Consider the following 25,645-nt stretch of genomic DNA (forward strand, 5'->3'; position numbering starts at 1 on the left):
CATTAAGCCTTAACATTACGGACTCTTCAGCTAACAGGGTTGCATTTTCATTTGGTGGTCACTCCTTAACCTTACTTACATTCATTCTGTCGTTTGCAGTTGACGCTGATGACTTTGCCTGGCGATCTCCCATTTCCCCTAACGAAGTCTGTCGAATTGACAGTGGCTAAACAATTGGACCCTGTTCTACCCGCCCCTGGAGTTGATCTTGTTCTTGTCCAAAATGCTGCTGGACAATGTCTTTCCTTTTATTGGCGAGATGCTGAGCAACACCACCTTGCACCCGATCAATTAATCGGCAAGCCACTTGAAGACAAATTTGTGGCGATCGCCCAGGAATCTTATCTCAGCCGAATCCATCGAATTTTAGAGTATCTGGTTCCGGAACAGTTCAATTACCCCTTCTACTGTGGCGACCAGTACCTCGTTTTTGATCTCAATATCAGCCCGGTACTCATGCCCCAGGGATCAGCGACTGCTGTAGTCGTAGTTGGACAATTTCTCTACACCTGCTCAAAATTTGAAGCTCTCGAATTAGTCGATAGCATCGCTTATCCCAGCCTTCCCCCCAGTTCCAGCCGCTATCAAAAACTGTTGACTCAGGTCGCCTGGAACATTCGCCGCACACTTGATTTAGAAACCATCTGGCAACAAACGGTCAACGGTTTGGGTAACGCTCTTGAAGCAAGTCGCTGTTTGCTCTGTCCCTTTGAATCGGCTGACAACCCACTTGAAGTTGTCGCAGAATATCATCAACCCTCATTGGAGTCGATGTTGGGGCAGCACTTCTTAATTGAGAATGAGCCCTATTTGCAGCAAGCCCTGACCACGCTCAAACCTGCTGTGGTCAATGCGACGCGGTCTGAGCATGGGCAACCTTACTCGTTGTTGGCAGTTCCAACGTCCTATAAAGATCAGCCAAACGGGGTGATCATTCTGCATCAGTTCGATCGCAGCCGCATCTGGAATGAGGTTGAGGTAGAGCTGATTCAAGAACTTGCCGATCAGGTTGGTACGGGGATTGCCCACGCAACGCTGTTTGCTGCCAGTCATAGCCTCGCCGCTGAACTGCAAAAGGCAAACGACAGCCTGCGTCAACAACATCAGGAACTAGAGGAAGCCCGCAAACAAGCGGAGGAAGCCTCTCGCCTCAAGAGTGAATTTTTAGCGAACACCTCTCACGAGTTGCGGACTCCCCTGAACGGGATGATTGGCTTCTTAAAGCTGATCATGGATGGTATGGCAGATGATCCGGCTGAACAGAGTGAATTCATCGAGGAAGCCCATCGTTCTGCGGTTCACTTGCTAAACATCATCAACGACATTTTGGATGTCGCCCGAATTGAAGCGGGCAAGATGCCGCTGGATCTCGACCCGGTGAAGTTGGATGACCTGCTAACGGATGTTGAGAAATTTACTCGACCGCAGGCACAGCAAAAGCATCTGAGCTTTGAGATTTTGACCCCCAATACGCGGGATGAGGTGATTCTCTACGGCAACTATCAGCGACTTTTGCAGGTCATGCTGAATCTAGTAGGGAACGCGATCAAATTTACCCATGAAGGGGGCATTACGATTACGGCTGAGATTTTGCCCAAGAAAGTGGTTGTCCACAACCAGGAAAGACCTGGATTCGTCAAGATCAGCGTGGCTGACACGGGAATCGGGGTTTCGTTAGAGAAACAAGATAAGTTATTCCAAACCTTTAGCCAGGTAGACGGTTCCCGCACCCGGCAGTATGGTGGAACGGGGTTAGGGCTGACCATCTCCCAAAAGCTGGTGGAAGCGATGGGCGGCGTCGTCAACTTTTACAGTATGGGTGAAGGGTTGGGTTCAACCGTAACCTTCACCGTGCCGCTCTATCAGGAGCCAGTGATGATTGCAAGCCCTCTGACCAATCCAGCAGACCTCCTCAAAGAAATTTAGTGTCTGTAGGATTACTCCCCTCCTCAACCTTGCCGTTGTGCCATGAGGCGATCGCAAGCGGCGGTGAAATCCTCAGTTGTGATTTGCAGATCTCTAGGGTGGGTGAGTCCTTGATTGCGATAGCGACGGACAGCCTCTAAAGCAGCCTGATTACTCAACAGAGCCAGATCCGCCCCATTCCAGCCTTCGGTTTGGGCTGCCCAGTGAGCGAGATCCACCTGGGCAAGAGGACGATCTTGATTGTGAACTTGCAGGATAGCAAGGCGGCTTGCCTGATCCGGCAGGTCTACTTTGAGTTGCAGATCGAGCCGTCCCGATCGCAGCAAAGCAGGGTCGAGTGCTTCTGGGCGATTGGTCGCCGCAATCAGCAACAGGTTGGCGCAATCGTGTAAGCCGTCGAGTTCCGTCAGGAGTTGACCAACAACGCGATCGCCCACCCCTGAATCCCCTTGAAAGCTCCCTCTTGCCGGAGCCAGAGTATCGATTTCATCGACAAAAACCACACAGGGAGAGGCTTGCCGAGCTTTGCTAAACAATTCTCGGACAGCTTGTTCCGAAGCTCCCACCCATTTGCTCAGCAATTCAGGACCATTCACCGCAATGAAATTAGCTCTGGCTTGTGAAGCAACTGCCTTTGCTAGCAACGTTTTCCCCGTCCCCGGAGGTCCCCACAGCAAGATGCCCCTCGGTGCCTTGGCTCTGGTGTGCTGATAGAGTTCGGGGTAGAGCAACGCTCCTTCAACCGACTCTTGCAGGGTTTGCTTGAGTTCCTCTAATCCACCGATCGCATCCCATGAGACATTGGGCGTTTCGACCTCGACCGATCGCAACACCGCAGGTTTAATCTCCTTAATTGCCTGCAAAAAATCAGCCTGATTCACCGTCATTACTTTAGGGATCGGACCCTTCAGCGAGGGCACTGAACGGCGCAACGCTGTGTAGGCCGCTTTTTGGCAGAGGGCTTTGAGATCAGCACCCACCATACCAACAGAGAGGTCGGCGATCGCCCCCAGATCTACCGAACTTGCCAATGGCATCGATTGAGTGAGAATTTTCAGAATCTCTAACCGCCCCTTGCGATCGGGCACACGAAATTGCACTTCGCGATCGAACCGTCCAGGACGACGCAGTGCCGGATCGAGGTGATTCGGGCGATTGGTCGCCGCCAATACGATCACTCCCTGGGTTTTAGCGAAGCCATCCATCAAGCTGAGTAGTTGTGCGACCACTCGTTTTTCAACTTCGCCTTCCACTTTGGCGCGATCGGGCGCGAGACTGTCTATCTCATCAATAAATACAATACAGGGAGCCGACCGAGTCGCCTTTTGAAAGAGACTGCGCAGGCGGGCTTCTGCTTCCCCGTAATATTTGCCCATGATCTCCGGTCCCACAATGGCGATGTAGTTAACCTCTAGTTCTTGGGCAAGGGCACGAGCCGTCAGAGTTTTGCCTGTGCCAGGTGGTCCTGCCAACAACACACCTGTAGTCGGCTCTAAACCCAGCGATTTCAACAGGTCGGGACGTTTTAGCGGTAACTCCACCAACTCCCGCAACTCCTGGATAACTTCAGACAAGCCGCCAACTCCATTCAGGGAAACAGTTGCACTACTGTCGTGAGATGGAGGTGTGACGAGAACTTCCTCAACTGGAGTAGCCGTCTGTCGGGGAGTGGAATAGTAGCGATCGCGAGCATCACTGGGACGAGGGGTAGTCTCTCGATGGCTCGTTGGGTTGCTGGAGGGCGATCGCTCAGCACTGCGCTGAGAATCTCGTCGCACATCGGCTTTAAAGTCTTCTTGTTCCGTTCGTCCTTCAATGACTCGAACAATGTCCAGCAATCCCTCAACCCCCTGATCAAAGAGGTCTTCAAATTCCTTGATTAGATCATCCACATCCATACGCTCTATCCCAATCCCGTTCAAGCACATCCCATTTGGGCACCGCCAGTGCTTTCAGTATAGACATTTGACTTTAGCCATCATCCGTCTGTGTGACGGGGTTGTTACACTCACGGCTTAACACAGATCCCTTAAGACTTCCTTCTTCAGTTGGAGGCAATGGGCGATCGCCCCTCATACGATGAATGCGATATAGCTACCCTATCCCGGAGAATGTATGCCTTTTGACTTTGATCTGCTTGTGATTGGAGCAGGCTCAGGAGGGTTAGCCGCCGCAGAACGAGCAGCAACTTATGGAGCCAAGGTGGCGATCGCAGAACATGCAAAACCGGGTGGAGCTTGTGTCAATTATGGGTGCATTCCAGAGAAATTATTAGACTTTGCAGCGAGTTTCAAACGACTAAACCAGGTAGCAACCAGTTATGGTTGGCAAGCGAGTGAATCAACATTTGATTGGAGTCATTTTGTAGCGGCAAAAGAGCATCACATTGAGCATCTCAATGAGTTACATGCAAAGCATCTTAAAGATGCGGGGGTGCAGTTTATACACGGTCATGCTCATTTTTTAGATGCGCACACGGTAGAAGTTGACAACACAGTCGTAACAGCTGAAAAGGTTTTAATTGCGGTCGGTGCAAAGCCATCAAAACCGGATATCCCCGGCGTAGAGCACTCGATAACCTGGCATGAACTTTATCGATTGCCGACATTGCCGCGATCGCTTGCCATCTTTGGGGGCGATCCGATCGGGGTTAAGATCTCTGGCAGTATGAATGCGTTGGGTTGCCATGTCACTCAAATTATTGCTGAAGACCGCATTTTGAGTGCTCTGGATGGTGAAATTGCGGAAGTTATTCAGGAAACGTTAACTCAGCAGGGAGTCAAGCTTGTCACCCAGACGCGGGTAAAACAAATTGAGAAGAATGGTGACGGGTATCATCTGGAGTTGGCAGGTGACACCTCATCATTTGCCTCTTTAGAGGTTGATGCGGTGTTAATGGATGCCCCCCGTCAGCCCAATCTAGACAACTTGACTTTGAGTAAAGCTGGTATTCAACTGACTGCATCGGGAGCGATTCGAGTCGATGAATTTAGCCGCACCAGTCACACCAATATTTTTGCGATCGGAGATTGCACCGAACGGATTCCCTTAACGCCAAGTGCGATCGCTCAGGGGCGAGCGTTTGCCGATACTGAGTTTGGCGTACATCCGCAAAAGGCGAGCTTAAGTTATGTCCCCATCTCCCTTGCGTCTCATCCAGAAGCCGCAACCGTTGGGCAATCTGAAGCAGAAGCCAGAGGGCGATTTGGAGAGGCAGTGCATTGTTACCGGAGCCGCTTTCGTCCCTTACTGTATTGCCTGATGGGAGGAGAGGAGCGGACGTTTGTAAAGGTTGTGGTGAATACGCAAGATTCCGACCGCGTGCTGGGCATTCACATGGTCGGAACCGGAGCCGTAGAAATTATTCAATCGCTTGCAGTTGCATTGCGATTGGGACTAACCAAGTCTGATCTGGATAGGGCGATCGGCATTCACCCCTCCAGTGGGGAAGAGATTTTTTCATTGTAGAAAGATCTCCAGAATCTTGAAGATTCCGGAGATCTTAGGATCGTGAATTAAATAACCTGAAAAACGGCAACCCCTGTACGGGCGCGGCATTCGGCAGAGGGTTCTGAAACAATGGCAAGAGCTTTTGACCGAATGCACGCCCCTACGCCAGGAATTACACCTTAATAAATAAATTCGCGATCCTGAGGAGATATCCAGGAAACAAAATACCTGCAAGGGCGTTTCGCGAAACGCCCCTACCAGAAACCGACTGGTAAATTCTTTCTCAGAAATCTCCTTAGACCTAACGCTCCTGCCATCCCAAGGGAGGTTCAATCAACTCTTCATCGGCTTTGCCAACACTCACACCCGGTTTATTCACAATCTGAACACTGGTAGCTTGCAAGCCCTTATCTCCTTCTTCGGCTTCAAACCGAACTCCTGTGCCGACTTCAAGCCGATCAAAATTGTCGTGCAATACGCTATTACGATGGAAGTAAATGTCTTCCCCATCGTCTATCCGTTTAATAAAACCATATCCTGCTTCAGGAAAGAGCCTTGTCACGAGAGCAACGGTGTCTTGAGCCGCCACACCTTTTGTTTTTTCGCTTTCGCGTTGTTTCTCAGTTAGCTCTTTCAATTGCCGTTCAACTTTGCTAAAGGCATCTCGAATCACAGTATCTAACTCCGCATACTGGATGCGATCGCCTGGGTTACTATCTGCCACTAACTCGTGATTTGGGGGCACAGTGATGTCAATCCGTACACGATAGGGAGAACCATGCTTGGGGCGATCGTGTATCTTTTCGAGAGCAATTTGACAACTGTTGATGTAGTTACACAACCGCTCTAATTTGGCAACTTTTTCTTGTACTAGAGACTCGATCGCTGGTGTTTTATCCACATCGCGATAAGTAATTTCCAGTGCTACTTGCATATCGATTTCTCCTAAACACTGTCTGACTTCACACTGCACCACAGTTATGCAGATAGCAGACTTTTAAAGTTTCGGTACAAAAATTAGACTCTCCATTTAACTCAGTGTTCATGTTAATTGATTCAACGGTCACAACACATCAACCCCTTATTAGGGAAGACGTATCACACCCTCGCCAATGATCCACTTCCTTAATAGATTGTCTGATTTGCACCGGGTTTGCTCAATTTGTATTAGTTTTACCTTCTTTGAGATAGGCGATAAAATCCTCGTTCCGTGGACAGAGATGGCGTTTATCTAGAGAGGCGGGTTTAGGAATTCACGCCACTGCAAAGATGGATACACATTTTTATTAGGGACTGATTTATTAGGCACTGATATTGACCAGAGAGAAAACATTGAGAAATTCCTACAACACGGGGAATTTAGCCGGACTGTGATAGTTTAGAACGCAAAGACGATTCAACCTTTGTTTAATCCTCTTTTTAAACTCGTGCTCTGCATCCTTGAACGTTCTGCAACCTAACACTACTCTCTATTTCCCATGGCTTTACCAACCGATCCTTACTTCCAGTACCAGTGGTATGTTTACAACACAGGTCAAGGTGATCGAACTCCAGGGATTGACTTGAATCTGGTTGATAGTGACCCCAATAATTTTGACGTTTGGGATGAATACACTGGACAGGGTATTACTGTTAGCGTTGTTGATGATGGGATTCCCCTCGACCACCCTGACTTAAGTTCTAATTACAGCAGCGTTGTTCCTCTGTTCCCTGACTACAATTACGCTCGACTGGGTAGCCCTCTGACGCGAGATGACGCTCACGGCACGTCTGTCGCTGGCATTATTGCAGCAGCCCGTAACGGCATCGGCACGGTCGGCGTTGCTTACAATGCAAAAATTACCAGCTATAACTCAATTTCATCTTCATTTCGTGCCATTGGAGTAGTCGCTGCACTGGCACGCCAGAAAGCGTTTGATGTATCCAATAACAGTTGGGCATACGATAATCCTTTTTCTGACAATCCCCGCTATTTCCCACTGGGTCGGCAGACGATCGCCACTTTAAGGGATGCCACCACAACCGGACGCAATGGACTGGGCACCGTTTTGATCTTTGCCGCAGGGAATGAATTCAAACGGGGGTTTGATGTCGATTCCTATACAACAAATTCCTCTCGATTTGGCATTGCCGTCTCTGCTATTAACGGACGTGGGCGAGCCGCAGACTATAGTTCAGCCGGGTCGTCGTTGCTGATTTCTGCCTTTGCCGAAGGAGACGAGCCAACTCGCGGACAGGATGGGTTTAACATCGTCACAACGGATCGACCGGGCAATCAGGGCTACAACCCCGGCAATCCTCGAAGCCCTATCCTGGGTGTAGAGCGCAGCAGTTTTGCGGGTACAGATCCAAACTACACCGGGGAGTTTAGCGGCACCTCAGCGGCAGCACCACAGATCTCTGGAGTAGTTGCCCTGATGCTGCAAGCTAACCCTAACCTGGGTTATCGAGATGTCCAGGAAATTTTGGCGTATTCAGCAAGGCAAAATTTTCCAGAGCAGGTACGATGGCAGTTCAATGGGGCTAAGAACTGGAATGGTGGCGGGCTACACGTCAATGACAACTATGGTTTTGGATTTGTAGATGCTCATGCTGCCGTTCGTCTGGCGGAAACCTGGCAGTTGCGAAGTACCGCTGCCAATGAAACCTTCCTGACTTCAGTGAGACGATTCCGGCGACGCGGCAAAGATATTCCCGATTCTCGGCGGCAATTCCTGGAGGCAACGTTGCCCGTTGCCGAGGGACTGTTGATCAACCATGCAGAATTAGACATTCAGGTAAACCACAGTGCGATCGAAGATTTGCTGATTGAGTTGGTTTCCCCTGCTGGAACTCGGAGTTTGGTGTTTGACGGGTCACAACTATCGAAACGACGAGCAACCTTGACGGTGGGCGGTGAGTCCGTTCCGTTTTCTCGACTGCGAAGAAACCCTGAACTGGCGTTAGAATTGGGCGATCGCGCCTCGTTTCGCCTGGGTAAGTTCTACCAGAAGGGCTTAAATTATGTCTTTACCAGCACGTTTCACTGGGGTGAGACAAGCGGTGGCACCTGGAGAGTCCGGGTGTTTGACAGTGGCAGATTGGGCAAAGGAAATCTGGTATCTGCACGGGTAAATTTGTATGGGGATGCCATTACCGCCTCAGACACTTACGTTTACACTGAGGAATTTGCCCGATTTACCGATGCAGCAACCGCCAACCGTCGAGTTTTGACAGATACCAATGGTGGCGTCGATACGATTAATGCGGCTGCGTTGCGGTCAGATCTCACCCTCAATTTAGAATCGGGACAGTCCAGTACTCTGGCAGGAAACACGCTCCAGATCACCGCAGGAACCGTGATCGAAAATGCGATCGCGGGTGATGGCAGAGATATAGTCACAGGCAATGCAGTTGACAACCAGTTGCAGGGAGGACGCAACGATGACACGCTGATTGGCGGTGGCGGTAACGACGTTTTGTTGGGTGGCAATCAGGCAGACACACTCATTGGATGTGGGGCAGAACGAGGAATTGCCACGATTGACAGGCTGACCGGAGGGTCGGGTGCTGACCTGTTTGTGTTGGGCGATGGCATAGCCGTGTTTTACGGAGATGCGGTGGGTGCGGGAGCAGGTCTGGCAGATTATGCTGTCATTACCGACTTTGCGGCGGATGCTGACCGAATCCAACTCTATGGGAATGCCAGTTTGTATAGCCTGGGAGCTTCCCCGATCGCCACTGAAACGGGCACAGCCATTTATTTGAATCGAGTCACCAGTCCCGATTTGGTTGCGGTGATTCGCGGCGTGAATCCTACCGATCTGAATCTGGCTGCCAGCTATTTCAGCTATGTGTAGCTACCGTTTTCGAGCCGTCGCCAAGAACGATCGCCGCTTTCCGGGGATGTGACGGGGTAACGGTGGGTCAGGACACCGACCAAAGTCTGCGGTTGGATCACCGGGTTCCACCACCGTTGCAGCCCAGCCATATTGGGCGAGTAATTGCTCTGGCTCGTTGGTCGCAAATTGCCAGTGCCGTCTCACCCTGCCTTGACTCCGCAATGCACACTCTAGCGATCGCACACTGATCAGATCAACTCCTAACCGACTCCCTGGTGTGGTTAAGGCAGCAATAGTTTGCAGGAGAGGATGCACAGTGGCTTCTGGAAGATACATCAGTAATCCTTCTAACAGCCAGATGGAGGGGCGATCGCACTGGTAACCCTGACAACACAATGCATCCACCCAGTCGTCGGTAAGGTCAAGGGCAATGCTCTGCCGCTGACAACTCAATGGCGCATCTTTCAAAATGGATTCTTTGTACGTCATAATCTCAGGGCGATCGACCTCATAGATCTGCATCTCCGTTGCCCAGGGCAACCGAAAGGCGCGAGTATCCATCCCCGCTCCTAAAATTACGAGTTGCTGTGCCTCTGCCGACGCTGACAAAACAAACTCATCAAAAAATCGAGTGCGAACGGCGACATAGCGAGTGTAGGCAATTTTGGCAAATTCCAATTCTTTGCCCATACTCGCCCACTGCTGGATCAAGATATCGACTTCCTCGCCTGCCAGTTGCGCCGCAAAGGGATCATCAAACAGGCGATCGGGTCGGGTACTTTCGATCGCTCGTTTGGCTGCCATGATCAGAGCAGTATAGGAAACCGAATCCTTCATGTCTTAACGATAACCTGAGTCGGGTCAGGATTTTGGCAGTTGAAACCGCAGCTAAATGAGTTTGAGCGATCGCCCCTCTTCCTTTAACCCCCTCACCCAAATTCTGGATTAAGATGTAGACCAAAAATAAAAACTGACTGCCCTCCACTCCTTTACCCCTCCACTCCTCGCACAGACGCGATAAATCGCGCCTCTTCCCTTTTATCCTTCATCCTTTATCCTTTCCCCCTCCCTCTTCCCTCTTATCCTTCATCCTTCATCCTTTATCCTTTCCTCCCCCCACTCCCCACTCCCCACTCCCTACTCCCATGCCTACTCTGCTAGAGATCATCGATCGCGCCGTCGCCACCAACGCCACCACCCTCGACCTCTCTGGCATGAACCTCACCGAGTTGCCTCCAGAGATTGGCAAACTCACCCATCTCAAAACCCTGATCTTGGGTCGGCAAGGCTACGACGAAGGCAGTCGCTCTGAAAAGTTAACCAATAACCTCACCACCCTACCTCCAGAGATTGGCAATTTAACCCAACTAGAGCGACTAAAAATCTGGAACAATTGCCTCATCAAGTTGCCCCCCGAAATTGGGCAATTGCAAAACCTGAAATGGCTCGACCTCAGTGAGAATCGCCTCAAAGCTCTGCCTCCTGAGATCGGGGAACTCAAAAAACTGGGACTGCTCAACCTCAGTAACAACCAGTTGAACCAATTGCCTGTTGAAATTGCTCAATTGCAAAACTTGCGATCGCTCAATCTCGGTGACAACCAATTAACCGAACTTCCCCCACAATTCTCGCAACTAGTTAATCTGCGATCGCTCAATCTCTGGAACAATCAACTAACCGAACTTCCCCCACAATTCTCGCAACTAGTTAATCTGCGATCGCTCAATCTCTGGAACAATCAATTAACTGAACTTCCCCCACAATTCTCGCAACTAGTTAATCTGCGATCACTCAATCTCAGTGGCAACGAACTAACCGAACTTCCCCCACAATTCTCGCAACTGGTCAATCTGCGGTTGCTTAATTTCTGGAACAACCAGTTAACTGAGCTTCCCCCACAATTCTCGCAACTAGTTAATCTGCGATCACTCAATCTCGGTGGCAACCAGTTAACTGAGCTTCCCCCACAATTCTCGCAACTAGTTAATCTGCGATCACTCGACCTTTGGAACAATCAATTAACTGAACTTCCCCCACAATTCTTGCAACTAGTCAATCTACGATCACTCGACCTTTGGAGCAACCAATTAACTGAACTTCCCCCACAATTCTTGCAACTAGTCAATCTGCGATCGCTCAATCTCTGGAACAACCAATTAACCGAACTTCCCCCACAATTCTCGCAACTAGTCAATCTGCGATCGCTCGACCTCTGGAACAATCAATTAACTGAACTTCCCCCACAATTCTCGCAACTGGTCAATCTGCGATTCCTCAACCTCTGGAACAATCAATTAACTGAACTTCCCCCACAATTCTCGCAACTGGTCAATCTGCGATCGCTCAACCTCGGTAGCAACCAATTAACTGAACTTCCCCCACAATTCTCGCAGCTGGTCAATCTGCGATCGCTCAACCTCAGTAGCAACCAATTAACTGAACTTCCCCCACAATTCTCGCAACTGGTCAATCTGCGATCGCTTAACCTTAGTGGCAAAGAATTAACCAAACTTCCCTCACACATTTCGCAACTGGTTAATCTGCGATCGCTCGACCTTTGGAACAACCAATTAACTGAACTTCCCCCAAAATTCTCGCAACTGGTCAATCTGCGATCACTCTTCTTCCGTGGTAGCCAATTAACTGAACTTCCCCCGCAATTCTCGCAACTGGTCAATCTGCGATCACTCGACCTCAGTTCCAATGAGTTGAGTCAGTTGCCCCCTGAAATCACTCAACTACAAAACCTGCAATCGCTCGACCTTAGTTCCAATGAGTTGAGTCAGTTACCCCCTGAAATCACTCAACTGCAAAACCTGCGATCGCTCGACCTCAGTAGCAATCAATTCAACACATTACCGATACAGGTCATTCAACTCGTCAATCTTGAGGAGTTGAATCTTCAAAATAATCAATTGAGTCAGTTACCCTCTGAGATTCAACAGTTAGTGCGTCTTAACAAACTTGATTTGCGCGGTAATCCTCTCCCGATTCCACCAGAGATTTTAGGACCTGAAAATAAGTATGCAAATCCAGGGGATGTGCATGAGATTTTAGAGTTTTACTTTCGGGTGCAAGACCCCAATGAATCGGAGTTGCTCTATGAGGCAAAGTTTTTGATTGTGGGAGAAGGGGGAGCAGGCAAGACTTCACTCGCCAAGAAGATTGAGAAGGAGAGTTATGAACTGAAACCGGAGGAGAAATCTACCGAAGGGATTGAGGTAATTCGCTGGAATTTTCCCTTACCCAATGGGCATGAGTTTCGTGTCAACATCTGGGATTTTGGCGGACAGGAGATCTATCACCAGACCCATCAGTTTTTTCTCACCGAGCGTTCGCTCTATGCACTAGTTGCTGACACCCGCCAAGACAACACTGACTTTTATTATTGGCTCAAGGTGATTGAGTTATTGAGCGACAATAGCCCGGTTTTCATCATCAAAAACGAAAAGCAAGACCGTCAATGTGTGGTGAATGAGCGGCAATTGCGGGGCGAGTTCACAAACTTGAAAGAGGTGTTAGCCACTAATTTAGCCACCAAACGGGGATTAACTGAAATCAAAGATGCCATTCAGCAATACATTAGCAAACTGCCCCACGTCGGTACACCCCTACCTAAGCTGTGGGTGCGAGTCCGTCTGGCGATTGAAAATGACTCGCGTAATACCTTGAGCCTCCCGGAATATTATGAGCTTTGCCGCATCAATCGTCTCACCGACCAGACCGATATGTTGCGGCTCAGTCGCTATCTGCATGACCTGGGCGTGTGTCTCCACTTTCAAGATGACCCCGTGTTGAAATACACCGTCATCCTCAAACCGGAATGGGGCACAACGGCAGTTTACAAGGTGTTGGATAACGACACGGTAATTAAGAATTTGGGTTGTTTTACACAGGACGACCTGAAGGAGATCTGGCAAGACTCAAAGTATGCCGACAAGCGGGATGAGTTGCTGCGGTTAATGATGCGCTTCAAGCTTTGCTACGAGATTCCCGGTCGTTCTAACGTTTACATTGCCCCGCAACTCCTCACGATTGATCAACCTGACTATGCCTGGGATGACTTCAATAACCTGACCCTACGCTATGAGTATGAGTTTATGCCCAAGGGCATCTTGACTCGGTTAATTGTGGAGATGCACCCCTGGATTGAGGAGCAAAAGCTGGTTTGGCGCAGTGGAGTAGTATTGCTCAAAGATCAAACTCGTGCTGAAGTTGTGGAGCATTATAGTCAACGCGAGATTCGGGTGAAGGTGTCGGGCAGTCGTAAGAAGGAGTTATTGGCAGTTGTCACCCATGAGATCGATAAGATTCACCAGTCGTTTGAGCGATTGAAGTTTCGCAAACTGATTCCTTGCAACTGTGATGTTTGCAAGGGAAATCCAAAACCTTATTGCTATGATTTTGAACGACTCAAGCAGTTTCTCGATCGGCGACAATATCAGATCATGTGTTACGAGAGTGGTCAGGATGTCGAAGTTCGACAATTGATTGATGATGTGTTGTTGCCATCTGAGTTTCTGACAAGCCCCCTAAATCCCCCACAAGTGGGGGACTTTGGTGAGCCTGTTCCCCCCAAAGTTGGGGGGCTAGGGGGGCTAGGGGAGCTAGGGGGGCGAGTACAAAATCCGTTGCAACAAGACCTCGATCGCGAAAGAGAAGCCATCCTGGCTCGTGCGACTCAACTCCAAAAACCAATATCTAAACCGATGAGAGATTTAGTCTTCATTAGCTATAGCCATAAAGACAAAAAGTGGTTTGAGGATCTCAAACAGCATTTAGAACCACTCGTCCGCGAACAAAACCTGAAGCTTTGGGACGACACACAAATCAAACCGGGTGCGGTCTGGTTCGATGAAATTCAGAAAGCGTTAGCCGCAACCAAAGTAGCCGTCTTACTGGTTACACCTGGATTTCTTGCCTCTGATTTTATCGCTAAAAACGAATTGCCTCCCCTATTGGATGCGGTTAAAGCCGAAGGGGTACAGATTCTCTGGATTCCAGTACGAGCTAGCAACTATGAAGCAACAGCGATCGAGAAATATCAGGCAGCCCATCCCACCGATAAACCATTAAGTGGCATCTCAACAGCAAGACGCGATCGCGCCTGGGTTGAGATTTGCCAGAAGATCAAAGCTGCTGCCAATGGAGCATAGCCGTACAGCATTGGCTAATAACGCCTCTCAAGATTTAGGAGGGGTTTGGCATTGCCAAACCCGTACAGCGTTCTGGCAGGTTTTTAATTCAAACTGGTCAGAACTTACGTAGTTATACCAATTTGATTTGAAAACACGACACATGCGGCCCCTCCCAACCTCCCCTTAGTAAGGCTACGGTGTATACATATCTCTTGTATCAACCTCAAAATCCTGCATTTGCCCCCCAACCCCCCAAAATTGAGGGACTCCCGATCCGCTCATATGGCTCCAAAGTCCCCCAGAATAGGGGATTTAGGGGGCTGAGGGAACTTGTGTATACACAGCAGCCTTTTCAAGCGGGATCAAAGGTTTAGGCTTCAGGTGCGTAAGTTCTATTGGTATGACTTAGAGGAACTTGAACCAGAGTTACTTTCGCTTTATGAAAGTATAAGCTTTGTTTAAGCAAAAGCTAGAAAGATATAAGCGTTAGCTGCAATCGTTTAAGCAAGTATAAGTTTCGTTTAAGCAAAAGCTAGAAAGGTATAAGCGTTAGCTGCAATCGTTCAAACGAGAGTTACTCCGATTCAAACAAATATAAGTTTCGTTTAAGCAAAAGCTAGAAAGATATAAACGATAGCTGCAATCGTTCAAACGAGAGTTACTCTGATTCAAACGAGAGTTACTCCGATTCAAACAGAAGCAACGTTTGTTTGAACAAACGTAATGTTGCTTCTAACCCTTGATGGTTTGTGTGCCTTCGTTTTATTCAGCGATCGCCCCACACACATCTCCCCAATTGAGGAGGGTCGAAGGTGAGTTCTGTACAAAGTCCAATCTCTGGCTACTTCCATACAAAACCTTAATATATGAATGCCTGTTCAGATGTTAATATCTAAATAGAGCGATCGACAGAGTGGTTAGCATCAGGGATGTGAGAATTGTCCCTTTCAAAGAGAGAATTCCTACACCGCTTCAAATCAACGCTGCGATCGCCATCAAAATTGTTGTGGAGAAACTCTCATGACTACTGTTACTCAAATGAAATGTGCTTGTCCTGACTGCTTGTGCATCGTTTCACTGACCGATGCTGTCATGAAAGACGAAAAAGCGTATTGCAGTGATGCTTGTGCAAGTGGACACACTCAAGGAGCAGGTTGCGGTCATACTGGATGTGGTTGCCATTCTTAATGAGCAGACACGCTCTGCCGCTCGATAAATCCAATGCTCGATAAATCTGCTGACCATACTTCTGTAGCGGACGATGGGGAAGATCTCTGTTGTGATGTTCCCCATCTCGATCACTCTGTCCATGCTGACCTGTTACAACAGGAGCCGCTCACCAGCGAAAAAGCACAACGCATGGCAGAGTTTCTCGGCTTTTTGGCTGACCCAAATCGCCTGCGGATTCTCTCAATTCTGGCAAAGCAAGAATTGTGCGTGGGTGATCTGGCAGCAACACTGGGCATGAATGAATCTGCCGTATCTCATCAACTGCGAACCTTACGTGCGATTCGACTTGTCAGTTCGCGTAAGCAGGGGCGACATGTCTTTTATCGGCTTCAAGATCATCATGTGCTCAGCTTTTATCAAGCCGTTGTAGAGCACTTGGATGAAGACTAAGTACTGTGATTCACAGATAGGGTTTGGAAATAAAACCAGGGGGTATGGGGGCTTCGCCCCCAGTCAGGGGTTCCACCCCTGCACCCCGAATTCCCACCCCTATTTACGACGAGTTGTACTAAGGACACCCATGTGCGACTTTTCTGAAACTTTCACCTGTTTTAACCCTCACCCTAGCCCTCTCCCACAGGAGCTACCGTGTATACAGATCTCGGTTGAGATGCCAAGCTTCTGCACGATCCCCCTAAATCCCGCTTAAAAAGAGGGACTTTGGCTCCGGTTCCCTCCTTTTTAAGGAGGGTTAGGGAGGATCAAATCCACATTGGTTAGATTAGGAGATTTGGGTGTACACCGTAGCCTTTTCAAGGGGGCTAGGGGGGGTCAAAGTTTGGGCTTCAAGTGCGTAAGTCCTATTAATTTCTATTTCTCAACATCTACTGACCGGGTGACACTTGCGGATAGAATCCCAGTTCTTTACTCAATTGTCGTGCAATGTAGATCAAAAACTTTGCCGCATCTTGATTATCTTGATGTGCCATCATGGTTGCGACTTGCATCAGAGTTTTAATTAACCCCTCATCCAACAAATCAGGCTGACTATCCAAAATCTCTGGCTCCTGCCCACTGGGGCACTTGAGCAGGCGATCGATCAGGTTAAAGTATTGGTCTTGACGAGTGTCTGACATGATCATGCTCAGAATATAGGGCAATAGATGGGATTGGGCGTTTCGCGGAACGCCCTGTGATTCGCTAACAATTTGCTAACAATGGGCGTTGCTGAATAGAGGGATGATTATTTTGACACAGACGTGAGCAAGACGCTCACACTCCTTTCAGGTGAATCGTTTAAACCAGTGCGAGCAGGATGCTCGCGAATCATTCATCCCCAAGATCAGCAATGCCGCTAACAATGCTCTTGCTGCCACAACCGTTCTAACCGTTCAACCTGCTCTCGAATCACCGTCACTCGATAGCCCCGATATCGCTTATAGAGTGCGTTTCCAAAGGCATAACCAAGCCCCAGTAAAAAACCAATCCCTAAAAGGGTATGAATCACTGTTTGCAATTGGGTTATGACAGGTGGCATTAAGCCAGGACTGTAGAAAGCGGTTGAACAACTCTCTAACTGGGGAGTTGATGAGATCAACAACGAGTCTGAAAGCATGGCATCTGAAGGGGTACTGAATCCAGAGGCGATCGCCTGTTGAGTCCGCGACAACGCAGTGTGATAGTGCCATACAATCGTTAGGACACCCAATGCAGGAGAGAGAAAGAATAATGTGATGCCGCAAACCTTGAGGATGTTGACAACGTTTGGTTTCATAGAATCTTTCGTGGTCTGGGGAAATACTTTAACGTCAGTTCGGTTTAAGAGCCCAGCGAATGAATTCGCGGCTACTAGAGCGAAGTCCGCCGACACGGACTCCGGAAAATGCCGGATTTGACGAACCGACGCCGGTCGGTTTTGCTCCGATAGCGGCGGTTTTAACCGCCGAAATCCTTATCCCGAATTCACGTTACTTTAGGGTGTAGATTGGGTTGGCAAAGCATAACCCTTGCTACTGCTGGGTTTCACACCTCTACCCAACCTACGTCATTTAGATGGTGGTGAGAATATAGAGCAACGTAAACAAAACAATCCAAATAATGTCTACAAAGTGCCAATAGATCTCTGCCATCTCAACGCCGATGTGTTTTGTATTGGAGTAGTGCCCTGAACGACGCGATCGCCACAACACACCGAGAATCAGCAACAATCCCACAAACACATGCAATCCGTGAAATCCAGTCATCAAATAGAAGCAATTTGAGAAGATATTAGTGGTTAGCCCATAGCCCAACGTCAAGTATTCATACACCTGACCTGCTAAAAAAACAGTGCCCATGAGAGCAGTGACAATGTACCAAAACCGCAACCCCTGCACATTATTTTTCTTGATAGCAGAGTCACCTAAATGAATCACAAAACTACTTGACACCAGAATGATGGTGTTAATCGTAGGAACTAACAATTCTACTTCGGTTCCTTCGGGAGGCCATTCTGCTGCCGATCCACGCAACAGCAGATAGGTTGCAAATAAACCTCCAAACATGAGCGATTCTGAAGCGAGAAACGCGATGAGTCCCCAAACACGCAGGTCAGGGTGTTCTTCATGGTGGGCGATCGCTTGGGCGGTGTGAATGGATTGAGGCGAGTTTAAGATTGAATCTTGCATAGATCTTCGTCAAACGTTAATGAGTGGTGAATCATCGTTTTGTAGAAGCAAGCCTTTGAAGATAACAAAGTGCCGAGTGCTGAAGACTGATACCAAGTAGATATGAAGCTGCGCTAAATCAACAACCCCCTGTAGTCCCCTGTGCTAAGAGGGACGGTGTACACACAAGTCGTTTGTTTTGCGTTTGGAGCTTCTTCGCCCCCTAAATCCCCCAATTCTGGGGGACTTTGAGCGGTAGGAGGTAGATCGCCCCCATGTTTGGGGGGTTGGGGGGCAAACGCAGGAGTTTGAGGTTGATACAGGAAATGTGTGTACACGGCAGCTTGCTAAGGGGGACGGTGACAGCCAAGGGTAAATTAGAGGCATCCTCATATCAAATTGGTAAAAGGCTTCGCCCCTACTAGAGTTGTCCATCAAATGGCTGGAGCAGCTTCTTCGAGTCCTTTTAACGTCTCGTTATCCTTGCCGTACTCATAGGGACCGTGGGTTACCACAGGTAAAACTTCCCAGTTTTCGATTAAGGGTGGCGAACTGGTTGTCCATTCCAACGTGAGAGCATTCCAGGGGTTATCAGATGCTTTCACACCCGATATCCAACTCCAAATCACATTAATTGCAAAGGGAATGACTGATGCTGCCAACACGAAGGCACCAATTGTACAGAGTTGATTAATCGCGGTGAATTGCGGGTCGTACATCGCAACACGACGCGGCATTCCCTGCAAGCCCAATTGGTGCATCGGCAAGAAGGTTAAATGGGTGCCCACAAAAGTCAGCGCAAAGTGAACCCGTCCCAATGGCTCATTCATCATGCGTCCTGTGATTTTGGGGAACCAGTGATAAATCCCGGCATAAATGCCAAACACAGAACCACCAAACAAGACGTAATGGAAGTGACCTACCACATAGTATGTATCGTGAACGTGGAGATCAAAGGGGGCTGTTCCCAGGGTGACTCCGCCCAAACCGCCAACCACAAACATGGAGAGCAACCCGATCGCAAACAACATCGCACTCGTGAAGCGGATCTTGCCACCCCATAAGGTCGCCACCCAACCAAAGATCTTGACCCCAGTCGGCACTGCCACAATCAGGGTAGAAATCGTGAAGAAAATCCGCATCCAGGGAGGCGTGCCACTGGTAAACATGTGGTGAACCCAGACAAACAAACCCACAATGCAAATCGCCAGGCTGGAATAGGCGATCGCTTTATATCCAAAAATGGGTTTCCGGGCATGAACGGGAATCACCTCTGACATGATGCCAAAGATGGGCAGGATCATCAGATACACCGCAGGGTGCGAATAGAACCAGAACAAGTGCTGATAGATGACAACATTGCCCCCTGCATCAGGCTTGAAGAACGACGTACCAAAGTTGATATCAAACAGTAACAGCACCAATCCCGCCGCCAGCACAGGAGTTGATAACAGGGCTAGCACTGACGTCGCCAAAATCGCCCAACAAAACAGCGGCAACTGGCTCCACTTCATACTGGGCACTTTCATCATCAAAATGGTGATGACAAAATTCACTGAACCCAAAATCGATGATGTACCTACCAAAACAATGCTAAGAATCCAGAGGGTTTGAGCGATGGGAGCCGTAATCAAACTGAGCGGTGGGTAAGCCGTCCACCCTGCCTGGGCACCACCAAAGATGAAACTGAGCAACAACAACGCCCCTGCTGGAGGATTCAACCAAAAGGCGATCGCATTCAACTTGGGAAATGCCATATCTCTGGCACCCACCATCAAGGGAATGAGGAAATTACCAAATCCACCGATCGCACTCGGCACAATCCACAAAAAGATCATGATCGTGCCGTGGTTGGTCATGAAGGCGTTGTAGAGATTGGGATCAAGCCAGTCTGGATTTGGTGTAGACAACTCCAGGCGCATTGCAACGGCCATCAATCCACCGATCAGATAAAACACAAATGCGGTGACAAGATATTGAATGCCAATGACTTTGTGATCGGTGTTAAAGGTGAAATAGTCATACCATTTCCACACTTTAGGCGTGGGTTGTGGCTGCTCTGGTGGAGCATCAGTGGGAAGATACGTTTGAGTCATGGGAAAACATCGAGATTACGAGAAGATTACGAGTGATGGGAATGGAGGGAAGCGATCGCCTCCGATTGAATACCAAGAGCATCCGCATAGGGAGCCAGAAACTCAGATGGAGTCAGATCAACCGGGTTAACCGCTACAGTTTGAGCGACCCCAGACGCCTGAGCGATCTGATTTTCATGGAGCCAAACGTCAAACTCTTCGGGGGAATGCACCACGACTTCGCTTCGCATACTGCCGTGATAGCCTCCACACAGTTCAGTGCAGACAACGGGATAGGTTCCTGGTTTCGTAGCAACAAATCGTAATTCAGTGGTTTGCCCTGGAATGGCATCCTGTTTCAGCCGAAATTGGGGCACCCAGAACGAATGAATCACATCCTGAGCAGAAATGATCAGCTGCACATCCTTGCCAACCGGAACGTGCAATTCACCGGCTGTAATGCCGCTATTGGGGTAATTAAAAATCCAGGCATATTGCAGTCCAGTGACATTCACAACCAGATCAGCCGCTTGACTCCCTTCTAACGGAGTTGCACCAATGCCATATTGAGGTGCATCGGTTGGAGTTGGCTCTGTTGGAGTTGTAGTCTCGCTGATTAAAGGAGTAACTGCCGCATCTCCGGGGGCTTGAGCAACGAGCACCGAAGCATGACCATGTGCCATGCCACCATGGGCAGAGAGGCTAAACCCGCCCATTTGCTCATACACCACCACACTATAGACCCCTAACCCAACCACGATGATGGCAGGAATCGAAGTCCACAGCACTTCTAGGGAAAAGCTACCCTCAATGGGAACACCATCCGACTCGTCTCCTTTACGTTGCCGAAACTGGATGATGAATAGGACGATCGCCCCTTCGACAACCAGGAAAAGCCCTGTGCCAATCGTCACCATGACGTTGAAAAAGTTGTCTACAAGGGGTGCTTGCTCCGAGGCTTGTTCGGGCAGTAAGTTGTGATGCTGCCCAACCCAAAAGCTAATGAGGGTAATGCCAATCCCCGCAATCAATGTAAGTAGTGAAGCAGGAATTTGTTTCATAGAGATTTCCTTGCAAAGATCGAGAAAAGATAGGGACATGAAACAGTCAGTAACCATCATGTCCCTGGTATCAGTTCAAACCTGTAGTGAATGGTAGGTCTAAAATTGCAGGTTGGGTTGAGGTTTTGCAAAATCTAACAAAGGTGTTTCATTGAGTTACACGAACTCAATCAATAGCAACCCAACCCTTTAAGTTTGTTATGCAACTACGCTGTTGCTAAATCCGCAGCAGGTGCAGCAAAGGCATCCAAAGCTGTGGATGTGGGGCTTTTACCCCGACAGAATGCTAATTCTGCCTCCAGTTCACAGACTGCATTCCAGGCGGCTAACGCCTCCTCAGAATTGGCAGGCTGATTAGCTGTAATGCTACGAGCATCGGAAATTGCCTGTTGCAACGCTCTCTCTAACACTAAAACCCTCGGATTTTCGAGAAAATCACTCTTCGTGAGAATGTCAGTGACAGAGATGATACCAACCAACTCATCCTTGATCACAGGGGCGCGATCGATTCCTGTTTGAGCAAATAACCGAGCCACATACTCAACGGCCAGGTCAGGATTCACCACGATACAGGGTTTCGTCATCACCTCATAAACCTTGACCTGTCTGGGATCTTTGCCATAGGCAACGACCTTAGAGGCAATGTCTGTATCGGTCACGATACCATAAGCATCATCTTCAGTGCGGCGTTCGACGATGAGGGAGTGTAGCCCTCGCAATTTCATCAACCGGACTGCATCTGCAACGGTTGCTGAACCACGAATCGTGGCTACATCTTCAGTCATAATATCGCTTGCTTTCATCATATGAGTTTTACTCCTTGCATAACGTGCAATGAACAAGCATGATGTGTTTTATCAGAGATACTCCTAACTGCTTTCTTGCTAATTCCCTAGTTATTCAACGCAGTGTTGTCTAACGCACTATGGGTATAGCAATTCTTGGGACAGACCCTCGAACACGCCTGACAACCAATACAATTGTCAGCATTTTGAATCGTCATAACTTTGCGTTCGATGTCTTCGTCATCTTCATCCTCAACAAATTCACCGTCTTCGTTGAGTGCTTTTAACAGCAATACATTACGACCGCACACCTTAAAACAGCGGCCGCAGCCAATACACTTTTTGAGGTCGATCGCCTGAACAAACTGAGGTGTCCAGGTTTTGCCTCCCAATGTCAAACCCGTTAGTGTTGCCATAGTGTCTCTCTCAATCATTGAATGCTTCATCATAGTGAAGCTGTCTTTGGGGTAAGCCCCTTCTAACAACTTGATGTCTCAACGTTTCTTGTCTAACCCGGTTTTGGGGTTAGTGAGCCGCACGTAAACCGCCCCAATCAGGCGATCGTCCAGGGTAATGCGATCGCTTTCTGTCGTGACAACAAACTGAGGCGATCGTTGCTCCAGTTGGATGAGAGTACCGGGTAATAACCCCAATCCCCGTAACTGTCGGATCACTCCGTCATCTGGATTTCTCAAGGCAGCGACGACACCGCGTTCCCCAATATCTAACAGCTTGAGAGATGATCCAGACACCGTAAAACCTTGGCTAAACATGATAGGTTGTCCTTCTGGGGTTAAAACATGAGAACCATTAGAGTTGCGGTTATATCAAATCGGCGTTGCTGATCTAATGCATGAATTTCGTAGGGGCGTTTCGCGAAACGCCCTACAGCCGTGGTGCGTTTTCAAGAATCATGCCTGCGCTCAGCAACGCCGGATTCGTATTAGACCAGATAGGCTTCCTGGTGAGTGCGAATCGTACAATCGGATTTGGGATAAGCAACGCACAATAGGACAAATCCTTTAGCCATCTGCTCATCATCCAGGAAAGTTTGATCAGACTGATCGACTTCTCCCTCAACCACTTTACCTACACAACTGGAACAGGCTCCAGAATGGCACGAGAAGGGTAAATCCAGTCCCGCATCTTCGGCGGCTTCCAGGATGTAGGTGTCTTCGTCTACAGGAATCGTAATGTCGAGGTTGTATTTTTTGCTGAGTAGCCGAACGTTGTAAGTCGTCATGATCGTGTTCTCCAGATCGTGTTCTACAAGTCAAACCTTAGGTAACTAACTGCATGGTGTAGCGGATGGCGTGCAATCTCCGGCTTTGAACGATTGCCCACAACCGCAGGTTTCAGTGGCGTTTGGATTGCTAAACTTGAAGCCACTTTCCAAAATGCCTTCAACGTAATCCACCACAATGCCGTCTAACAAAGGAGCTGACTCACGGTTGATGTAAACAGGCACTCTACCTTGTTGAAAGATCAAATCATCTTCTGTTGGTGCGGTCGTGATATCGAGGGTGTATTGATAGCCACTGCACCCTCCATCGGAGACTCCGATGCGAATGCCTTTCGTGGTGTTGCCTGGGTCGGCTGACCCTTGGATAAACGCACGTAAACGAAATTCTGCTTTTTCGGTCAATGTAATCGTCATGGGTACCTCACGAGATAAAACTGGACAAGAGTGTGTTATTTGGTAACGTCAGAACAGTGCGATCGCCTTAGGCAAAACCGTGAACACGGTACGTCAATAGAAGCTTGCCGGACAGTGCAAATAGGGATTACCAACAGTACGATGAGAGCACACAGTTGAATTAGCCACGGCGCAACAATGAAACTGAAAATGAGACAGAGTAAACTACTTAAGAGGTAGATTGAATGAGTTACTGCATTGCAAGTTTGCCGATTTCGATACCATAGGGCGATCGCCACCGTTAACGTAGCCAGGGATAGCACAAGCATCGCCATAACCTCTTGAGTACAGAGTCTGAGCTAGTGATGATGGGAGAGAACCTGCATCATCAGATCGCCCGTGGAGAAATGCTTACGAGCGCGATCGCTACATACAGGGCAATCCAAATCACGGTAGGTGCGGCGTTTCGCAAACTCCATGCGATGCAGATCCATCGTCAGCAATTGAGACAACAACGGTGAGCTAAAGTCTGTGATGACTTTGATCGCCTCTTGCGCGGCTAGACAAGCTAAAGTCCCAGACACGGTGCCCAACACCCCAAATCCTCGACGATCCCATTCCGGCTTCTCAGGGAAAAGACAAGTGAGGCATCCCGTTTGTCCCGGAACAATAGTCGTTAAGTATGCCTCCATCCCACTCATCGCCGCTTCAATCATGGGCTTGTTCCAACGGACACAGGCGGCATTCAGCAAATCCCGTTCTGTAAAATTGTGGGCGCAATCCAGAGCAATATCGGCGTCGTGAATCAGGGAATCTACATTTTCTGGTGTGACGTATTCAAAGACCGCTTCTACTTGCACATCGGGATTAAAGGCTTGAATCGTCTCTTTAGCTTTGAAGACTCTGGGTTGATCAACCCAGTCGTGAGTCATCAAAACCTGTCGATTCATGTCGTCCAATCGCAAACCACCACCCCGCACCAGAATCAATCGACCGATACCAGCTGCCGCTAAATACAGAGCCGCTGTTCCGCCTAAGCCACCCACACCTGTAACCAGGGCTGTGGCAGATTTCAACCGTCGTTGAGCCTCTTCGCCAAAGTTGGGCAACATCATTTGGCGACTATATCGTTCTAGTTCAGTTGGGGTGAGATTCAGCACAGGATGCTCCTTGTGAGAGGGAGTGAGGAGTAGGGAGTAGGGAGTGGGGAGTAGAGGGGTTAGGGAATGGGGTGTGGGGTGTGGGGTGTAGGGTGTGGGGAGATGTTAATCCCCGGTGTTGATCTGGCTCAACAAAACAACATTGCGGGGTTTGTCGTGAAACACTTTAAACAACTTCTGCTCAACTCCAGTGGAGACTGAAAACAGTTCATAAGCTTGCACGAGAGCAGTGCGATAGAGATTCAGGCGATCGCTCTCTGTTAAGTCTGGTAAATCTGTATCAATCTGCTTCATTGCGTTTGAAAACTGCTTGAGGATATGAAGACGATTAATGTTTACGATGGTGCGATCGTAGGGCAGATTAAAGAACTCAAAATATTGTTCTGCATCTGTCAATCGATGAAATGCGGTGAGTGTATTTGCCATATCACTACTTCTCCTGAGTCTCTAGGGCTTTGAGTTGTTGTTTCATCTCATTCAATGTCCGAAACACAGCATAGGTCTGGGCTGCAACGTTCATTAACTGCTCATAGTTAGCTGGTAAACCTTCCGCCAGATCATGCAAATCCATCTTGAGTTGTCCAGCTTTACTGTTCAGTCGCCTGATTTGATTTTTCAGATCATCAATCGTTGTGCGATCGATAGGAGGGTTTGATTGAACCATAAGAAATAGAGGAAGGAATGTTTAAAGATGTGGAATGTAGATAAGAGTCAATAGTCAGTCAATAGTCAATAGTCAATAGTCAATAGTTAATAGTTCATCGTGAATTGCCAGTAT

Annotated in this window: 24 protein-coding genes; 7 read left to right on the plus strand and 17 right to left on the minus strand. The window is 48.6% G+C overall.

Going from position 1 to position 25,645, the window contains the following annotated elements; translation table 11 throughout:
• The first annotated feature begins 162 nt into the window (after positions 1-162).
• Positions 163-1,926 (plus strand): GAF domain-containing sensor histidine kinase, encoded by a 1,764-nt coding sequence (locus H6G89_RS02285; protein ID WP_309229516.1) that lies wholly within the window; start codon positions 163-165, stop codon positions 1,924-1,926.
• A gap of 23 nt (positions 1,927-1,949) precedes the next feature.
• Here H6G89_RS02285 and H6G89_RS02290 read toward each other — a convergent pair whose 3' ends face one another.
• Positions 1,950-3,824 (minus strand): AAA family ATPase, encoded by a 1,875-nt coding sequence (locus tag H6G89_RS02290; protein ID WP_190503642.1) that lies wholly within the window; start codon positions 3,822-3,824, stop codon positions 1,950-1,952.
• Between the two features lie 217 nt (positions 3,825-4,041).
• Between H6G89_RS02290 and gorA the strand changes: the two genes are divergently transcribed.
• The gene (gorA, locus tag H6G89_RS02295) at positions 4,042-5,394 is read left to right on the plus strand and encodes a glutathione-disulfide reductase (protein WP_190503643.1); all 1,353 of its coding nucleotides are present in this window, start codon (positions 4,042-4,044) and stop codon (positions 5,392-5,394) included.
• 283 nt (positions 5,395-5,677) lie between these two features.
• Here gorA and H6G89_RS02300 read toward each other — a convergent pair whose 3' ends face one another.
• Entirely contained in the window at positions 5,678-6,310 is a 633-nt protein-coding gene (locus H6G89_RS02300; RefSeq protein ID WP_190503644.1) for an HPF/RaiA family ribosome-associated protein, read from the minus strand.
• A gap of 544 nt (positions 6,311-6,854) precedes the next feature.
• On the opposite strand from H6G89_RS02300, the gene H6G89_RS02305 reads away from it, so the two are divergent.
• Positions 6,855-9,215, plus strand: coding sequence for a S8 family serine peptidase (locus H6G89_RS02305; protein WP_190503645.1), 2,361 nt, complete (start codon positions 6,855-6,857; stop codon positions 9,213-9,215).
• On the opposite strand, the gene H6G89_RS02310 is transcribed toward H6G89_RS02305, so the two are convergent.
• Positions 9,216-10,034, minus strand: coding sequence for an SAM-dependent methyltransferase (locus H6G89_RS02310; RefSeq protein WP_190503646.1), 819 nt, complete (start codon positions 10,032-10,034; stop codon positions 9,216-9,218).
• Between the two features lie 308 nt (positions 10,035-10,342).
• Here H6G89_RS02310 and H6G89_RS02315 point away from each other — a divergent pair, with 308 nt between their 5' ends.
• The 3 genes from H6G89_RS02315 to H6G89_RS02325 all read left to right on the plus strand — a co-directional run bounded on the left by H6G89_RS02315 (position 10,343) and on the right by H6G89_RS02325 (position 15,955).
• A complete protein-coding gene (locus tag H6G89_RS02315; RefSeq protein WP_190503647.1) occupies positions 10,343-14,353 on the plus strand; it encodes a leucine-rich repeat domain-containing protein in 4,011 nt (1,336 codons plus the stop codon).
• 1,002 nt (positions 14,354-15,355) lie between these two features.
• Complete coding sequence (locus tag H6G89_RS02320; RefSeq protein WP_190503648.1) at positions 15,356-15,523, plus strand: metallothionein; 168 nt, start codon at positions 15,356-15,358, stop codon at positions 15,521-15,523.
• 33 nt (positions 15,524-15,556) lie between these two features.
• Positions 15,557-15,955, plus strand: a complete 399-nt coding sequence (locus tag H6G89_RS02325; RefSeq protein WP_190503649.1) for an ArsR/SmtB family transcription factor — start codon at positions 15,557-15,559, stop codon at positions 15,953-15,955.
• A 434-nt stretch (positions 15,956-16,389) separates the two neighbouring features.
• Here the strand turns inward: H6G89_RS02325 and H6G89_RS02330 are convergent, their stop codons facing one another.
• Together H6G89_RS02330 and H6G89_RS02335 are read right to left on the minus strand one after the other, a co-directional pair.
• A complete protein-coding gene (locus H6G89_RS02330) occupies positions 16,390-16,641 on the minus strand; it encodes a hypothetical protein (RefSeq protein WP_190503650.1) in 252 nt (83 codons plus the stop codon).
• A 218-nt stretch (positions 16,642-16,859) separates the two neighbouring features.
• Complete coding sequence (locus tag H6G89_RS02335; protein WP_190503651.1) at positions 16,860-17,279, minus strand: hypothetical protein; 420 nt, start codon at positions 17,277-17,279, stop codon at positions 16,860-16,862.
• A 59-nt stretch (positions 17,280-17,338) separates the two neighbouring features.
• On the opposite strand from H6G89_RS02335, the gene H6G89_RS02340 reads away from it, so the two are divergent.
• On the plus strand, positions 17,339-17,488 hold the full coding sequence (locus tag H6G89_RS02340; protein ID WP_190503652.1) for a hypothetical protein: 150 nt from the start codon (positions 17,339-17,341) through the stop codon (positions 17,486-17,488).
• Between the two features lie 65 nt (positions 17,489-17,553).
• On the opposite strand, the gene H6G89_RS02345 is transcribed toward H6G89_RS02340, so the two are convergent.
• From H6G89_RS02345 to H6G89_RS02400, 12 genes are all read right to left on the minus strand, one after another.
• Positions 17,554-18,171: a cytochrome c oxidase subunit 3 gene (locus H6G89_RS02345; RefSeq protein WP_190503653.1), complete on the minus strand. Its 618-nt coding sequence runs from the start codon at positions 18,169-18,171 to the stop codon at positions 17,554-17,556.
• Positions 18,172-18,284: 113 nt separating this feature from the next.
• Positions 18,285-18,488 (minus strand): hypothetical protein, encoded by a 204-nt coding sequence (locus tag H6G89_RS02350; RefSeq protein WP_190503654.1) that lies wholly within the window; start codon positions 18,486-18,488, stop codon positions 18,285-18,287.
• Positions 18,489-18,584: 96 nt separating this feature from the next.
• Complete coding sequence (gene ctaD / locus H6G89_RS02355; protein WP_190503655.1) at positions 18,585-20,246, minus strand: cytochrome c oxidase subunit I; 1,662 nt, start codon at positions 20,244-20,246, stop codon at positions 18,585-18,587.
• 26 nt (positions 20,247-20,272) lie between these two features.
• Positions 20,273-21,286, minus strand: coding sequence for a cytochrome c oxidase subunit II (locus tag H6G89_RS02360; RefSeq protein ID WP_190503656.1), 1,014 nt, complete (start codon positions 21,284-21,286; stop codon positions 20,273-20,275).
• 206 nt (positions 21,287-21,492) lie between these two features.
• Positions 21,493-22,092 (minus strand): CBS domain-containing protein, encoded by a 600-nt coding sequence (locus H6G89_RS02365; RefSeq protein WP_199336469.1) that lies wholly within the window; start codon positions 22,090-22,092, stop codon positions 21,493-21,495.
• Positions 22,093-22,178: 86 nt separating this feature from the next.
• Positions 22,179-22,487, minus strand: a complete 309-nt coding sequence (fdxB, locus tag H6G89_RS02370; RefSeq protein WP_190503658.1) for a ferredoxin III, nif-specific — start codon at positions 22,485-22,487, stop codon at positions 22,179-22,181.
• 78 nt (positions 22,488-22,565) lie between these two features.
• Entirely contained in the window at positions 22,566-22,844 is a 279-nt protein-coding gene (locus H6G89_RS02375; RefSeq protein WP_190503659.1) for a FeoA family protein, read from the minus strand.
• A gap of 170 nt (positions 22,845-23,014) precedes the next feature.
• Positions 23,015-23,314 (minus strand): ferredoxin FdxH, encoded by a 300-nt coding sequence (gene fdxH / locus H6G89_RS02380; RefSeq protein ID WP_190503660.1) that lies wholly within the window; start codon positions 23,312-23,314, stop codon positions 23,015-23,017.
• Between the two features lie 45 nt (positions 23,315-23,359).
• Positions 23,360-23,728, minus strand: a complete 369-nt coding sequence (locus H6G89_RS02385) for a HesB/IscA family protein (RefSeq protein ID WP_190503661.1) — start codon at positions 23,726-23,728, stop codon at positions 23,360-23,362.
• A 338-nt stretch (positions 23,729-24,066) separates the two neighbouring features.
• Positions 24,067-24,867: a HesA/MoeB/ThiF family protein gene (locus H6G89_RS02390; RefSeq protein ID WP_190503662.1), complete on the minus strand. Its 801-nt coding sequence runs from the start codon at positions 24,865-24,867 to the stop codon at positions 24,067-24,069.
• A 105-nt stretch (positions 24,868-24,972) separates the two neighbouring features.
• On the minus strand, positions 24,973-25,293 hold the full coding sequence (gene nifW / locus H6G89_RS02395; protein ID WP_190503663.1) for a nitrogenase-stabilizing/protective protein NifW: 321 nt from the start codon (positions 25,291-25,293) through the stop codon (positions 24,973-24,975).
• Between the two features lie 4 nt (positions 25,294-25,297).
• On the minus strand, positions 25,298-25,531 hold the full coding sequence (locus tag H6G89_RS02400) for a CCE_0567 family metalloprotein (RefSeq protein ID WP_190503664.1): 234 nt from the start codon (positions 25,529-25,531) through the stop codon (positions 25,298-25,300).
• Positions 25,532-25,645 lie beyond the last annotated feature (114 nt).

It is taken from the genome of Oscillatoria sp. FACHB-1407 (assembly GCF_014697545.1).
In the GTDB taxonomy this organism is placed as follows: domain Bacteria; phylum Cyanobacteriota; class Cyanobacteriia; order Elainellales; family Elainellaceae; genus FACHB-1407.